The 14,337-nt window shown below is 51.1% G+C and carries 14 protein-coding genes, 1 riboswitch and 1 other annotated feature (1 of these 16 cut by a window edge); of the genes, 11 read left to right on the forward strand and 3 right to left on the reverse strand.

The window, feature by feature from the left end:
• Positions 1–82, forward strand: a binding site (T-box leader); it begins 179 nt to the left of the window's first position.
• Between the two features lie 66 nt (positions 83–148).
• The 7 genes from SCACP_RS00470 to SCACP_RS00500 all read left to right on the forward strand — a co-directional run bounded on the left by SCACP_RS00470 (position 149) and on the right by SCACP_RS00500 (position 5,744).
• Positions 149–709, forward strand: coding sequence for a tryptophan transporter (locus SCACP_RS00470; RefSeq protein WP_425059497.1), 561 nt, complete (start codon positions 149–151; stop codon positions 707–709).
• 5 nt (positions 710–714) lie between these two features.
• On the forward strand, positions 715–1,584 hold the full coding sequence (locus SCACP_RS00475; RefSeq protein WP_425059498.1) for an energy-coupling factor ABC transporter ATP-binding protein: 870 nt from the start codon (positions 715–717) through the stop codon (positions 1,582–1,584).
• Positions 1,577–2,410: an energy-coupling factor ABC transporter ATP-binding protein gene (locus tag SCACP_RS00480; RefSeq protein WP_425059499.1), complete on the forward strand. Its 834-nt coding sequence runs from the start codon at positions 1,577–1,579 to the stop codon at positions 2,408–2,410. Before SCACP_RS00475 ends, SCACP_RS00480 begins: the two co-directional genes overlap by 8 nt.
• Positions 2,403–3,074: an energy-coupling factor transporter transmembrane component T family protein gene (locus SCACP_RS00485; RefSeq protein WP_425059500.1), complete on the forward strand. Its 672-nt coding sequence runs from the start codon at positions 2,403–2,405 to the stop codon at positions 3,072–3,074. The genes SCACP_RS00480 and SCACP_RS00485 overlap by 8 nt, the downstream gene beginning before the upstream one ends.
• Positions 3,075–3,260: 186 nt before the next feature.
• The gene (locus SCACP_RS00490) at positions 3,261–4,493 is read left to right on the forward strand and encodes an LL-diaminopimelate aminotransferase (RefSeq protein ID WP_425059501.1); all 1,233 of its coding nucleotides are present in this window, start codon (positions 3,261–3,263) and stop codon (positions 4,491–4,493) included.
• A 185-nt stretch (positions 4,494–4,678) separates the two neighbouring features.
• Complete coding sequence (locus tag SCACP_RS00495; protein WP_425059502.1) at positions 4,679–4,984, forward strand: hypothetical protein; 306 nt, start codon at positions 4,679–4,681, stop codon at positions 4,982–4,984.
• Entirely contained in the window at positions 4,977–5,744 is a 768-nt protein-coding gene (locus tag SCACP_RS00500) for a hypothetical protein (RefSeq protein ID WP_425059503.1), read from the forward strand. Before SCACP_RS00495 ends, SCACP_RS00500 begins: the two co-directional genes overlap by 8 nt.
• Before the next feature lie 26 nt (positions 5,745–5,770).
• Here the strand turns inward: SCACP_RS00500 and SCACP_RS00505 are convergent, their stop codons facing one another.
• From SCACP_RS00505 to SCACP_RS00515, 3 genes are all read right to left on the reverse strand, one after another.
• Entirely contained in the window at positions 5,771–7,441 is a 1,671-nt protein-coding gene (locus tag SCACP_RS00505; protein ID WP_425059504.1) for a serine hydrolase, read from the reverse strand.
• A gap of 78 nt (positions 7,442–7,519) precedes the next feature.
• Positions 7,520–8,452: a DUF5050 domain-containing protein gene (locus SCACP_RS00510; RefSeq protein ID WP_425059505.1), complete on the reverse strand. Its 933-nt coding sequence runs from the start codon at positions 8,450–8,452 to the stop codon at positions 7,520–7,522.
• A 1-nt stretch (position 8,453) separates the two neighbouring features.
• A complete protein-coding gene (locus SCACP_RS00515; protein WP_425059506.1) occupies positions 8,454–9,500 on the reverse strand; it encodes an N-acetylmuramoyl-L-alanine amidase family protein in 1,047 nt (348 codons plus the stop codon).
• Between the two features lie 549 nt (positions 9,501–10,049).
• Between SCACP_RS00515 and SCACP_RS00520 the strand changes: the two genes are divergently transcribed.
• The 4 genes from SCACP_RS00520 (at position 10,050) to cytX (ending at position 14,335) form a co-directional block, all read left to right on the forward strand.
• On the forward strand, positions 10,050–10,634 hold the full coding sequence (locus SCACP_RS00520; RefSeq protein ID WP_425059507.1) for a tryptophan transporter: 585 nt from the start codon (positions 10,050–10,052) through the stop codon (positions 10,632–10,634).
• Complete coding sequence (locus SCACP_RS00525; protein ID WP_425059508.1) at positions 10,631–11,938, forward strand: phenylacetate--CoA ligase family protein; 1,308 nt, start codon at positions 10,631–10,633, stop codon at positions 11,936–11,938. Before SCACP_RS00520 ends, SCACP_RS00525 begins: the two co-directional genes overlap by 4 nt.
• A gap of 135 nt (positions 11,939–12,073) precedes the next feature.
• Positions 12,074–12,187: riboswitch (TPP riboswitch) on the forward strand.
• 146 nt (positions 12,188–12,333) lie between these two features.
• Positions 12,334–13,140, forward strand: a complete 807-nt coding sequence (gene thiD / locus SCACP_RS00530) for a bifunctional hydroxymethylpyrimidine kinase/phosphomethylpyrimidine kinase (protein ID WP_425059509.1) — start codon at positions 12,334–12,336, stop codon at positions 13,138–13,140.
• Entirely contained in the window at positions 13,133–14,335 is a 1,203-nt protein-coding gene (gene cytX / locus SCACP_RS00535) for a putative hydroxymethylpyrimidine transporter CytX (protein WP_425059510.1), read from the forward strand. The genes thiD and cytX overlap by 8 nt, the downstream gene beginning before the upstream one ends.
• The last annotated feature ends 2 nt before the right edge of the window (positions 14,336–14,337 follow it).

Genomic DNA, 14,337 nt, shown 5'->3' on the forward strand with positions numbered 1-14,337 from the left:
TGGGTCCCGTATCCAGCAGAGCCGGACCGGTGTATACCGGTCAACTAGGGTGGCACCGCGGGTTATACACCCCGTCCCTTGAATTACGTAACAATGCGTAGTTTAAGCGACGGGGTTTTTGTATTTTTAAATTAAAGGGGAGTTTAACATGGAAGCTAAACAACAAGAAATGATTACAATAAAATCCGGACAGGAGGGACGGTTCCGCTGGGTGGCAGTCACGGCATTGCTTTTGGCTATCGGCCTCATTTTAAAATTAGTTACTCCGGCAGTTGCCGGCATTACCCCGAACTGGCTCATTGCCATGTACTGCATTGCCATTAATCTTACCCGGGTAAGTATTAAACAAGCGGCCGGTATTGGCCTGGTTACCGGCGCGGTTGCCATTCCCACTTCCAAGGCGGCTTTGCCCTATGCCAACCTTATCAGTGAACCGGTAGGCGCAATAGTGTGCGCGCTTATTGTTCACACATCATTTAAGCTGGCAATAGGAACCATCAATCTGCGTCCGGCCATAACGGCCGGTATCAGTACTGTGGCCAGCGGTCTTACCTTTATTACCATTCTCAAAGTGGCGCTGTCTCTGCCGGTAGCGGTATATCTTTACGGAATGCTGCCTGTAGTATTGGCTGTGGCCGGAATTAATATGGCCATTACCCAACTGATCTATTTCCCGGCGCAAAGACTGTTTGGCGGCAAGGAGGCTTAATCAATATGGCGGTTGTCGAATTTGACCGTTTTTCTTACGCCTATCCGGGCAGCGGCTTGGCTCTTGACGACATAACTCTGGACATTCCTAAGGGCTCGTTTACTGTTATTACCGGACCCAGCGGCGCCGGCAAGACCACATTGGCGCTGGCTATTGCCGGTGTTGTGCCTCACTACTTTGGCGGCCGCCAGGGAGGCAGTGTGCGGGTTGGGGGCGTCAATTCATCTCAAAGCAGTATGGGCGAAATTGCCTCTCAAGTCGGCACGGTGCTGGCCGACTATGAGAGCCAGTTAGTAGCCATGACGGCTGCCGAGGAAGTGGCTTTTGGTCTGGAAACTTCCGGCCTTAGCCGCAGTGAAGCCGCCCGGCGCATCAGCCAAGCACTTAGTATGGTGGGGCTAGGAGGCTTGGAGGAACGGGAGGTGGCCGGGTTGTCCGGCGGGCAAAAACAGCGGCTGGCTATTGCCGCCGTATTGGCCATGTCACCGGAAATTCTCGTATTTGATGAACCGGCGTCAGCCCTCGACCCGGAAGGCGCGGCCGGCATCTATGAACTGCTGGCAGACCTGAACCGCCGGGGAAAAACCGTGGTGGTGGTTGAACACCAGCTGGCCCGAGTGCTGCCCTATGCCAGTAAAGTAGTGTTGCTAAAGGGGGGGAAGCTGGAATTCACCGGCATGTTGCCCCAGGCGCTGGAGTTTATGTGGCAGCAGCCTGAACTTAGGGTAGGTGTGCCGCCGCTCTGGGCGATAAAGTTTACACTTGAACAGGAAACCGGAATCAAGCTGGGCAATTGGCAGACCGAAAGCCAGGCGGCTGAAGAACTTAATAGTCTCGTACCGGCAAGTGCGGAAGGAGTGGCGAAAAGTGCCTGAAATACTGCTTGATATACAAAATGTTAGCTACACTTACGGTAATGGTAAAAAGGCGCTTGACGGCGTGAATTTTACGGTGACGGCCGGGGAATTTGTTGCTTTGGCCGGCAGAAACGGCAGCGGCAAAACAACACTCACGCGGCTGGCGATGACACTACTAAAGCCGGTTGGCGGCAGCATTCATTTCCAGGGTCAGAGCACGGCAGCTTTAACGCCTGCCGATATGGCCCGCAGTATTGGCTATGTTTTTCAAAACCCGGACCGCCAAATTTTCCGGGATACTGTGCTGAAAGAAGTAGCCTACGGTCCCGAGCAGTTGGGGTTTAGTCAGAATGATGTCAGCAATTCTGTCAACTGGGCGCTCAGTATGACCGGCTTGACGGAGCTGACTGACAGTTTTCCCCGCTCGCTCAGCCGGGGGCAAAAACAAAAAGTGGCAATAGCTTCAGCGTTGGCCATGCGGCCTAAAATGCTCATTCTGGATGAACCGACCAGCGGACAGGATCCGTGGGACGCGCAAAATCTGATGAATTTGTTGACCAGTCTTAATAAAGAAGGCATTACAATAATACTTGTTACCCATGACATGGAACTTATTGCCCGTTATACCGGGCGGGCGGTTGTGCTTGACCAAGGACGCAAAGTGTTTGACGGTTTGCCTGATGAACTGTTTGGCGGCAGTCTGGATATTGAGGCTTGGGGCCTTGTGCCGCCGGCAGCCTTGGCGCTTAGCCGGCGTTTGCCGGGGGTTCATGCCAAAAGCGCCGCAGAATTAGTGGAATTGCTTGGTTCAGCTATCCGGCAGGGGAGGGAACGTTATGCCTAAGCTTGCGCCGCTTACCAAACTTATTTTAACGGCTGTGGTATCGGTCTGGGCGCTCATAATCCCCACATTAGCGGGGCAATTGGCCTTGGCGGGAGGCCAGTTGCTGCTGCTGGCCCTGTATCATCCCGCCGGCAAGCACATTAAGGCCGCCGGCGGCTTGGCGGTGTTTGCCGGGCTTTTGGCAGCCATTCAGTACGCTTTTGGCAGCAGTATAGAGTTTTCACTGATGTCAGGGCTTAAAATGTTTGCCATGTCGATTATCTTTGTATTTTTATTGGCTACTACCAGGCTGCAGGATTTGACCGCCGCCCTTGTTAACCAGTGCCGGATACCTTACGAATATGCTTTCATGTTTACCGCAGCCTTACGGTTTGTGCCTGATTTTCTCGAAGAAAGCCAGGCTGTGCGTGAAGCGCAGGCTTGTCGCGGCTATGTTTTTCGCGGCAGCCCGCTCAAGCGGCTTATGGATTATGTCGCTATTGTTGAACCGCTCGTTCTCAGGGCGGTTTCCCGTTCGGAAACCATGGCTATGAGTATGGAACTCAGAGGGTTTGGCCGCCGGGGACGACGGCAATTTACCGCCGATGTCGCGCTCAGTACCCCTGATTATGCCGCTATGATTCTTATGCTGGCGCTTACTGCGGCGCTGGTCATTTGGCGATAACGGCCGCACCGTTAATGCCACACGGACAAGGGAGCATTAACGGTGATTTTTTTTGTCATTATGAAGGAAAACTATTCATATAGCAGAATATAATACCAAATATCAGCATTTGATGCATTTACCTTATTATTTGGGGGAAAATTAAAAAATCTGCCAAATTATCCAAACCAGAGAGGAGTCACAAGCATGGCCTTAATTAACGACAATTATTTAAAATTGCCTGGAAGCTATTTGTTTGCTGAAATAGCAAAACGAGTGGCTAAATTTAAAGAAGATAATCCTAACGCTAATGTAATCAGGCTGGGTATCGGTGATGTTACCAGACCGCTGCCCCCGGCTGTAATCGACGGCTTGCACGCTGCGGTTGATGAGATGGCTAATGAAAAAACATTTCGCGGCTATGGTCCGGAACAGGGATATGCCTTCCTTATTCAAAAAATTATTGCTACCGACTATGCCCCGTTGGGCATCAAGCTTGACGAAGACGAAGTGTTTGTCAGCGACGGGTCCAAGAGTGATGTCGGCAATATCCAGGAAATATTCGGCGTTGATAACAAAGTCGCCATTCCTGACCCGGTATACCCGGTATACCTTGACACCAATGTTATGGCCGGACGCACGGGTGAATTGGCCGGCGGTAAATTTGCCGGTGTAACTTACCTTACGTGCAATGCTGAAAACAATTTCATTCCGGCACTGCCCGAGCAAAGGGTAGACATAATCTATCTGTGCTACCCCAACAATCCTACCGGTACCACTCTATCTAAAGAAGAGCTTAAAAAATGGGTAGACTACGCCAGGGAGAATGGTGCTGTCATTTTGTATGATGCCGCATATGAAGCTTATATTCAGGAACCCGGCATTCCGCACAGCATTTATGAAATTGAAGGCGCCAAGGAGGTAGCTATTGAGTTTAGAACTTTTTCGAAGAATGCCGGCTTTACAGGCACTCGTTGCGCGTTTACCGTAGTGCCTAAAACCGTAATGGCGTCGACTAAGGACGGTAGCCGGTATCCTTTGAATAAACTGTGGAATAGACGGCAGACCACCAAATTCAACGGTGTACCGTATATTATCCAGCGTGGCGCCGAGGCGGTATATACTCCTGAAGGCCAGCAGCAGATTAAAGAACTGATTAACTACTATATGACGAACGCCAAAACCATCCGGGAAGGCTTAAAGAGCGTCGGTCTTGATGTTTTCGGCGGTGTCAACGCACCGTATATCTGGCTGAAAACACCTAAAGGGTATGATTCCTGGTCGTTTTTTGACAAACTGCTTACAGAGGTCCACATTGTCGGCACTCCCGGGGCCGGTTTTGGCCCGGCCGGCGAAGGGTATTTCCGGCTTACGGCGTTCGGCAGTCAGGAAAGCACGCAGGAAGCGATTGAGCGGATTAAGAATAAGTTAAGTTTATAAAAGTGTGACCAAAAGCGGGATTGCCGCGCTAGCGCTCGCAATGACTGGAGAGGATAATGTCTTTTCCATTGTCATTGCGAGCGCAGATGGAGCAATCCCGCTTTTATTTTTTCCGACAACTGCATGTAGGTCTGTTCCACGGGAACAATACATAACAAGAAAACAATTCAGGAGGCGAAGGTCGTATGAGTCTGTATTACCGGCTGATCCGCCATAGTGGAAACCGGAATTTGTTCCGATTACCTCCTAAAGCCACTTCTTACTGGACGGAGTTGTGGTCGCAGTTTAAGGCGCGGTTGGCAGCAGCGTTGGGGAGCCGTCCGTATTCCGGCGGCGCCGACAATGACGACAGTGGTAAGAACGGTCCGGGTACAGTACGGTTCATAGACCCACTGACGACAACCATTATCGCGCCACCCCGGCCGGCTACACCCATTACCCGTTTGCCTGACGATCAGCTTGTGATCCGAGATACCTGTCCTCATGGCTGATAGTCTTAATTTCAGTCATGCTGGTCTGGACCTGAAACGACTTGCTGTGCCGTCAGCCATTATCAGAGAAGCGCTTAACCAGGAAGGCGGTGTGCGGCTTGGACAAAGTTCGGTGTTAAGTACCAAAGTCCACGCTTTTAACGCGCACAGTCCTGAATATGTGCAAATACTGGTCAACGCTGATGCCGGGCAGGTATTTTATCAACGGCAAGATAGCGGTGCTGTTTACCATTTGGATGTCTTTCACCAGTGCGGGGCGCTTGATCATAAAGCAGCGGCCCGGCGCGTATGGCAAGCCGTTCAAACGTACAATACGCTGGTTGCCGGGCAACGGGATTTGCCGGATGAATTATTGATCAATCCGGATTTTATTGATATTCAGACCGCCACCGGCGGCGGCAGAATTACCGGGACTTTGCTTGGCGGCCAAAAAGAATCACTGCGCCGGGCTCATGAAAACCATGTCCATTTAGCGCTAGCCTTGGTGTCCGGGCAGCTAACAGGTTTGTTTTATATTGTAGCCGCTGTCGAAACGGCGATTATAAGCTCAGGTTTGGAAATTCGGCGTAATGAGCGAATTTCGTGTGTTGAGTCAACTGACAGTCAAGATGATCTCAGTCCTTACACTGAGGAAGGCGATTCGTTGCTTAGCGGCCGGCAAAAGCACAGTCTAAGCGGTAAAGCGGTGCGGGAGTCAGACAACGTTAATACTGTCACGGCTGCGGATGTGTCCTTAACCGCAAATTATCAAGGTCTATAGCCGCCAGCCTGAAGCCCGCAGAAATATTACAAGCTCAGTTTAGTGTTAATATTGAGTGCAGCCGCCAATTCCCGGACGGGAATGAGTATTTGGCCATTGTACTTATAGGGGGCCTGCGGCAGTGTGATGGCTTTGCCGTTAACGGTTATGGCCGTCTGGCCAACAGTTAGGCTGGCTTTAGTTTGCTTATATGTAAAAGTCAGCGTATCGCCAGATTGCGCAATTCCGGTCTTAAGCGCATCTGCTGCCGAAATTGCCGGCAGGAAGAGTAATTGGGCTTTACCGGCCGTATTGACGACTGCTGGGACAGGCAGGAAGATTTTGCGGTCATTAACAGTAATAACGCTTGTGCCTGCTTTAGCTTTTATTTTCGGAGGTTTATCGCTACTTTTTGGGGCAAAGGTGTCAAACAAGGTTTTGGCAACAGAATTTTCAACACTGTAATATGGATTGGCCTGAGTGAGATTAGCGCCATTTATCATAAAAACTATGCCAAATTTATTGTCCGGGTCGTAGTAAGCGTCGGCCGACAGGCCGTATGCTTCGCCTGAATGACCAACCAGGCGCCGGCCTGGCACAAGGTCGTCAGTAATATGGAAGTTTAATCCTTTTTGTTTGTATAAACCGTCCAGGCCATAGCCGAACCACTGCATGCTGTGCATAAGATCGGCCGTGTCGGCTCTCAGAATGCGGGTTTTGTTATATACGCCGCCGTTCATGTGGGCCTGCATAAATTTGGCGAAATCGACCGAACTGGAACGCAGTCCGCCTGCAGGCGACCGGCCAAGCGCGCTGCCGAGCGGCGCGGTGACAGATGCCGGTTCTGGTTTACTATTGTTATAGTTATCTTTGGTCGGCCGGAAATTGACTAGTTGCTCATCCGGCCGGTACAAAACGGCAATGTTTTTCCAGTTCTTGATATTCGCCGGCTCAAAACCGGCATCCATGTTGAGCGGTTTAAAAATATATTTGGCGCAATATTGATCAAACGGCATGCCGGAGATTTTTTCGACAAGCGACCCGGCAATACCGGCGCCAAAGTTCGAATAGCCAAACTGTGTTCCGGGAGCAGCGTCGGAGAAAGTGGCGGCGGTATAATACCGACTGCCAGGGGTGAGCATATCCTTAATATCAATTTTCCTGAGCAAGGCGGGGTTTTCTTCGACAATGGCGTCATAAGCGCCACTGTCAACAATACTGGAGGTGTGTGTCAACAACTGGCGAAAAGTGATTTTTATATCCGGGTACTTGGGGTTGAACACACGGTAGCCGAGATATTTGCCGATATCGTCATCCAGGCCGAATTTCCCCTGGTCGTAGAGTTGCATGAGGGCGGTGGCTGTCACCAGCTTGGATAATGACGCTACCCGAAACAGGGTATCCGGGGTTACTGTCCTGCCGGTACTAAGATCGGCCCAACCGTAGCCGCCGCTCCAGACGATCTTATTGTCACGGAAAACAGTGGCTGACAGACCTACGATTTTATACTTTTCCATAATGGCCAGCAACTGTTTATCAAGTGCCGTAGATTTGGCCGGCAATATATACGGCTTTAAAGCAAAATACCCGGGAGGGGCCCCGGGGTTGGCCGTTGGTCCGGATTGGTTGGCCGCTGCGGCGTGGGCCAATATACTGAATGCAAGGATTACGCCTGCTAATACCGCCGGCAGGCGTTTTAAAAAACTGATGGAAACCATAACAGGTTCCTCCTTGAGAGTGTCGATATAGGAATTTTTCGCCGGACAGGTATGTTTTCCTGCTTTTGGAAGTGGATTTTACGGTCGTAAAAACAGACGATTGTAGTAAACCATGTTGTTAACAATGTTGATGGGGAGCGGTCCGGAGCCTAAATCGCATACTAATTTGCGTTCCTGGCCGTTGGCTTTTATCCGGTATAATGCGTTGTTGGCAGAAGCATTGGTATAGTAGATATATCCGTCCGCGATGTTGATAAAGCTGGTTTTGTCGTCAGACAGCTTGACGCGGTTGCCCCCGTCGGTATTGATGGCATAAAGCTTTTGACCGTCGCTATAGTTGCTGTAATAAATAGTATCGTTGGCCACAGCCATGAATACAGCCTGATCATCGGTAACTTTGCTGCGGTTGGTGCCGTCCAGCCGTATTTTATAGATCTTATAGCCGGCGGAAGCGTTTAAATAATACACCCAATCATCAACCACGTTTAAATTTTCCGATTGATCGCTGTTAAGCTGTTCCACCACAGTGCCGTCCAGCGATATTTTATAAATGTTATTGTCTTGCGCTGAACGATTATTTGTCCACTTGATGTACACCAGCCAATCACCTGCTAAAGTTACTTGATTGGCCGGATGGTCGCCGATTTTGGTTTTTTCCGTGCCGTCAATAGTGAGCCGGTAGATACGGTGATTATCCGACCAATTGCTGTAATACAAATATTTGCCACAAACATTAAGATTCCAGGCTTCATCGTCACATAACGCAACAGGGGCCGGGTCGCCCGGTTTAATCCGGTAAATTTTTTCTTGGCCGCCGGCATAGATATCGCCGGTCAGGTCAAGATAATAAATTGTGCCGTCGGCATCGGCTGTTGCCAGGCCGTTGTTGGCACTATTGGCGGCGCCGACGCCGCCTGCCGGCGGGGCGGCAGGGAAGTAGGCCGGAGTTAAGGTAAGAGACAGGGCCAGCAGGGTAGGCGCTATATGCCTGGATAAAGTTATAAATTTCATGCTAGTGCCTCCCGGTTGCCAATGCGGCGATTTTAAAGTATTTTTCAGTTGCTTGAACAATAGCTTGCGCTGCTTCCAACCGGTAGACGCGTTGCGAAATCATTTTGGCGTCCTGAGGATGGGGCATCATGGCTACTTCGGCAAGGACAGCCGGTACCCATGTTGAATTAAGAACTACCAGTCCCGGTCTGTCTTGCAGCGGGTACTGGTGAATCCTAAGTGCGCCGGAGAGTTCATCAGCCATAATGGCAGCCAGCTCTTTAGCCGGTTTTGGCGCCGCCGCGTTATAGAGCACAGTGGTGCCGCGGTACAATTTCCTGGCGGGTGCCGGCATATTGTCAGGCATGGAATTGTTATGAATAGAGATAAAGGCATCGGCTTCCAGGATATTGGCGGCGTCCGCCCGGTCAAGCAGTCCGGGCCTCGTGTCGGACGTCCGGGTCATATAGACGTCATAGCCGTGCTGACGGAAAATATCGCAAGACAGCAGCGCAATATCCAGGTTGAGTTCCTTTTCATACAGATAGTTGCTGGCAGCTCCTAAGTCGTTGCCGCCATGGCCCGGGTCGATAACAATGGTTTTGGGCGGACTGCCGGCTTGGATGCCGGCAAATTTTAAAACAAGGTACGTGCGGTAAACGGTGGTGTTGTCTGGCTGGTTGACGCGTTTGCGTTTGACGGTGGTGATGCGTGGTTTAGCGGTCCGGCTATTATAAGCAACGGTTAATGTAAGCTGACCGGGGGTGGGCGCTTGGACGGTAAGCTGCTGTAGTCGTATGGAGGAAATTGTTTGCACAAAGCAGGTTTGTCCGTTGAGTTCGGGTAGCGCCGGCTGAGCTGCCGCGGTTATGGTTATCAGGCCATTTTGCTGATTTACGTGAAACTTGGGTTCGAGTTTGAAGGTTAGCGGGTCAGGAACACTGGCTGTCCGCAGGCAGGTTTCAAAAGCTATGGCGATAACATCCTGATGCTTGAGCTGGAAGATTTTTAATTCGGCAGCCGTTACCGGGGCCGGTTCCGGAGTGCCGGCAGTGGCTAGTGGGGGCACGAATAGCAGTATAACTGCAATCACCAGGGTAAAAACACGGGGGAGCAGGGGCATTATGTTCACCTCACAAAAGGTAGTGAAACTTTTGCGGTATACTGTTCGCTTTTAAAATAAAAAAACCTGCCGGCATTTTCGCTATTGACATTTGTGCGCGTCCCTTGCTATTCTATATACAGAGTATAATAAAAACCACAATCAATGACCAGGAAGAGTAAACATGCGCAGCGGGGCTGCAGCGAGCCAATGGCAGTGAGAGTTTGGCGCCACCCGGTATGTTGAATGGGCCTGGGAGATGCAGTCCGAGCCGTTATCAACGGGGTAGGCGCTGTCGGATTTCTTCCGCCGTTACCAGGAAGCGGGTATCGGACGTCTTGTCCTGTACTTTGATAAGCCGGGCCGGACTTTGTGTCATGGTCAATAAGGGTGGCACCGCGGGTTATACCCCGTCCCTTAAATTATGCTGATGCATAATTTAAGGGACGGGGTTTTTATATTTTTTTAGGCCTCATATTTTGGGAACTCATAATTAATTTGGGGAGGGGTTTGACAATGGAAGAAAAACGGGAAATGCTTACGATCAAAAGCGGTCAGGAAGGGCGGTTCCGCTGGGCGGCAGTATCGGCTATGCTGCTGGCCATCGGTGCTATTTTGCGGTTGGTTAGTCCGAGTATCGCCGGGATCTCACCTAATTGGATTATTGCGATGTATTGTCTGGCGATTGTGTTATTCCGTCCGTCTATCGGGCGGGCCGTTGGCATAGGTTTGGTGGCCGGGGCGCTGTGTTTGGCCACTTCCAAATCGGTTTTTCCTTACGGCAATCTAATCAGTGAGCCTGTAGGGGCGTTGGTGTGTGCGGCTATTGTCGGTTTGCCGCTTACTATGAAGCTGGGGCGGGTTGATCTTAGGCCGGCCGCCGGGGCGCTTTGCGGTACGCTGGCCAGCGGCTTGACGTTTACCACGCTGGCCAAACTTATTCTCGGATTACCGCTAAAAGTATACCTTTATGGCATGCTGCCGGTGGTGCTGACAGTAGCGGCGGCGAATACCATAATCGCGCAGTTGCTTTATTATCCGGTAGCAGCGCTTATTTGCGGCCTGCCGGGAAAAGATAAGGAAGAAGGGATCAGCAAATGAACATTTGGAATAAAGAGATGGAAACCATGCCGCTTGCCGCTATGCAGGCGCTGCAACTCGGCCGGCTAAAGGAACTGGTGGCCCGGGTATATCGTAATGTGCCGTTTTACCGGGCCAAAATGGAGGCCGCCGGTGTAAAGCCGGACGATATCAAGACTCTTGCAGATATCAACAAGCTTCCTCTGACGACGAAGCAAGACATGCGGGATAATTATCCTTATGGCTTATTAGCCGTACCGCTTAAACAAATTGCCAGATTTCATTCTTCAAGCGGCACAACCGGCAGGCCTACTGCTGTTGCCTATACCAAAAACGATCTGGATATGTGGGCTGAGTCGCTGGCCAGGACGCTGGTAGCCGGCGGCCTGGGGCCGGAATCGGTGTTCCAGGTGGCTGTTAACTATGGCATGTTTACAGGGGGGCTTGGTATGCATTATGCCGCCGAGAAAGCAGGCGCCGCTATCGTACCGGCATCGTCAGGCAATCCGCTGCGTCAGGCCATGCTGATGCAGGACTTTGGCGTTACGGCCATAGTGGCTACGCCGTCTTATGCGCTGCATTTGGCCGAGGCCATGCAGACGCAGGGGATTGATATCGGCAAATTGCCACTTAAGTCGATATTTTGCGGCGCCGAAGTCTGGTCGGACGGTATGCGGCTGGAGATTGAAAAAGCGTTTGGCGTCAAGACCTATGATGTGTACGGTTTAAGTGAAATCATTGGCCCGGGAGTAGCGACTGATTGCCGCTGCCAGGACGGCCTCCATCTGCATGAAGACTTGTTCTATCCGGAAATTATCGATCCCGAGACTGGAGAGATACTGCCTGAAGGGCAAGTGGGGGAACTTGTGCTGACAACATTAACAAAAGAAGGCATGCCCATGCTGCGCTACCGTACCCGTGATCTTACCGCGCTTACCCGCAAACCATGCCCTTGCGGCCGTACCGGGGTGAGCATGCAGCGGGTGACCGGGCGTAGTGACGATATGTTGATTATTCGCGGCGTAAATGTTTTTCCGTCCCAAGTGGAAAGTGTCCTGCTGGACATGGGGGCTACCGCGCCGCACTACCAACTGCTCGTAGACCGGAAAAATAATTTGGATGAACTGACTGTTGTGGTGGAACCAACGGAAGAAGGTTATGCAACCCTGGGGGCAGCCGGAATGGGTAAGCTGGAAAAGGCAATTCAAAACCAGTTAAAGGCGGTACTCAACCTCAAGGCCAACGTTCGGATGGTGCCGCCGCGTACCATTGAACGGAGTGAAGGTAAGGCCAAACGGGTAATTGATAACAGGAAGCTGGCATAAAGAGAGACTTAGCCGCTCTTAACTCCCGCATGTGGAAGGGGGAGTTTTAGCGCGGCTTGGTCATTGGATGAAAATTAATATGGTAATGCTTGATTTTTAAGGAAAAATATGTTAATATTAAGGCAGTTTAATATGCTTGTGGGCTAGGGGGGCTGGAGTAGGCTGGCTGAGATAAAGACCCTGTAATGTCTTTGACCCTGTAACCTGATTCTGGATAGTACCAGCGTAGGGAAGCTAGAGGGATATTTTGTAGGATAAGAGAACGCATTCCTTAACTGGATGGCGTTCTTTTTTTGTTCGAACGGGAAAAATGTAACTTTGGGTTTGGACAACCCCCGCTTCTTATGCGCAATGTACGTGCACAAGTAGTTATAATTTTTGGGGAGAGTGATTTTGTGAAAAATGTATTAACCATTGCCGGTTCAGACTCAAGCGGCGGCGCCGGAATTCAAGCTGACCTCAAGACGTTTGCCGCTCATGGCGTATTCGGTATGAGCGTTATCACGGCCATTACCGCCCAAAATACGCAAGGTGTGTTTGCCGTTCAGGATGTTACGCCAGAAGTTATTGCCAAGCAAATTGATGCTATATTTGACGACATTGAGGTTGCAGCCGTCAAAATCGGCATGGTTTCCCAGATTGATACCATTAAGACCATTGCCGCAAAACTACAAGAATACGGTGCAAAAAATGTTGTGGTTGACCCGGTCATGGTGTCAAAAAGCGGCTACCACTTGCTAAACCCGGCGGCTGAGGCCGCACTGGTGCAAGAGCTGTTGCCGCTGGCTACGATTGTGACACCTAACATTCCTGAAGCTGAGGTCATAACCCAAGGCAAAATTACAACAGTTGAGGAGATGGAGGCGGCGGCACGCAGTATCTATGCCCTCGGTCCGAAACATGTGCTTGTGAAAGGCGGGCACCTGGACGGTGATTCGACAGACGTTTTCTTTGACGGGGAAAAGTATACCTATCTCAAATCACGCCGGATTGACACCAAAAATACTCACGGCACAGGCTGTACGCTGTCGGCGGCAATTGCTGCCGGTCTTGGCCGTGGTCTGCCGGTGGACCAAGCGGTACATGCGGCTAAGGAATATATTACCATAGCGATTGAACACGGATTGACTATTGGCAAAGGCGTAGGGCCTACGCACCATTTCTATACTTTGTATAAAAAGGCGGGGATGATCAGTGACTAGCACCAACTATATGCTATTGTGGTTTGGCGCTGCCGTTTCTATTGCCGAAATCATTACCGGCGGCTTGTTGGCGCCGCTGGGGTTTGTCCAGGGGACTACTGCAATCGTGCTTGGCCACATTGCCGGCACAACGCTGCTGGTGCTGGGCGGTATAATCGGCAGTCAGACCAAGCTGCCGGCGATTATGACTACCCGGCTTTCCTTCGGGGTATACGGTTCCTATTTGTTTGCAATATTAAACATTATGCAGTTGATTGGCTGGACGGCCGTTATGATTGTTGCCGGCGCCCGGTCGGTTAATCAGATTACTAAAATGGTGTGGTCGTTCGATCATATGACGCTGTGGAGTGTAGTTATCGGCGCCCTCATTTTTATGTGGATTGCCGGGGGCACGGACGGAATGAAGAAAATCAATTCAGCGGCGGTTATTTTATTGTTTGCCCTGACGGTAGTCCTCAGCGGCGTGGTATTTTCCAACAGCGAACTTTTCACCAGACAACTGTCAGGCGATATGACGTTCGGCGGGGCATTTGAGCTGAGTGTTATTATGCCGTTGTCCTGGCTGCCGCTCATTGCCGACTATACCCGGTTTGCCCGGAAGACATCAGAGGGAGCGTGGGGCAGCTGGCTCGGTTACTTTATCGGTAGCTGCTGGATGTATATTATCGGTCTGGGGGCGGCGATTATAGCCGGCGACTCCGACCCGGCAGCCATGATGCTGGCGGCCAATTTGGGTCTGGCCGCGCTGGGCATTGTGGTGCTGTCAACGGTTACAACCACTTTTTTGGATGCTTATTCGGCAGGAGTATCCTGCGTCAACCTGTTACCGAAAGCCAGTGAACGCACACTGGCGCTTGTCATGACGGTGATTGGCGCAGCACTGGCAATTGTCATTGACATCGAACAATATGAAAGCTTCTTATATGCGATCGGTTCGGTATTTGCCCCGCTGTTTGCGGTGCTGTTGGCCGACTACTTCATTCTTGGCCGCCGCCAGGCTGACGACGGACTGCTGGTCAATTGGGGAGCTGTTATTATCTGGATATTAGGCGTTGTTATGTACTACCAGTTTGTCAAGCTTGACTTGGTCGTTGGGGCAACTGTGCCGGTAATGATCATCACCGCTGGGGTTTATGCGCTAGCTGCCCGGTTTATGGCTGGCTGGAAGACTGTTAGAGAGGTTAAGGCTTTCTAGGA

The organism is Sporomusaceae bacterium ACPt, assembly GCA_041428575.1.
Lineage (GTDB): Bacteria > Bacillota > Negativicutes > Sporomusales > Sporomusaceae > Sporomusa_D > Sporomusa_D carbonis.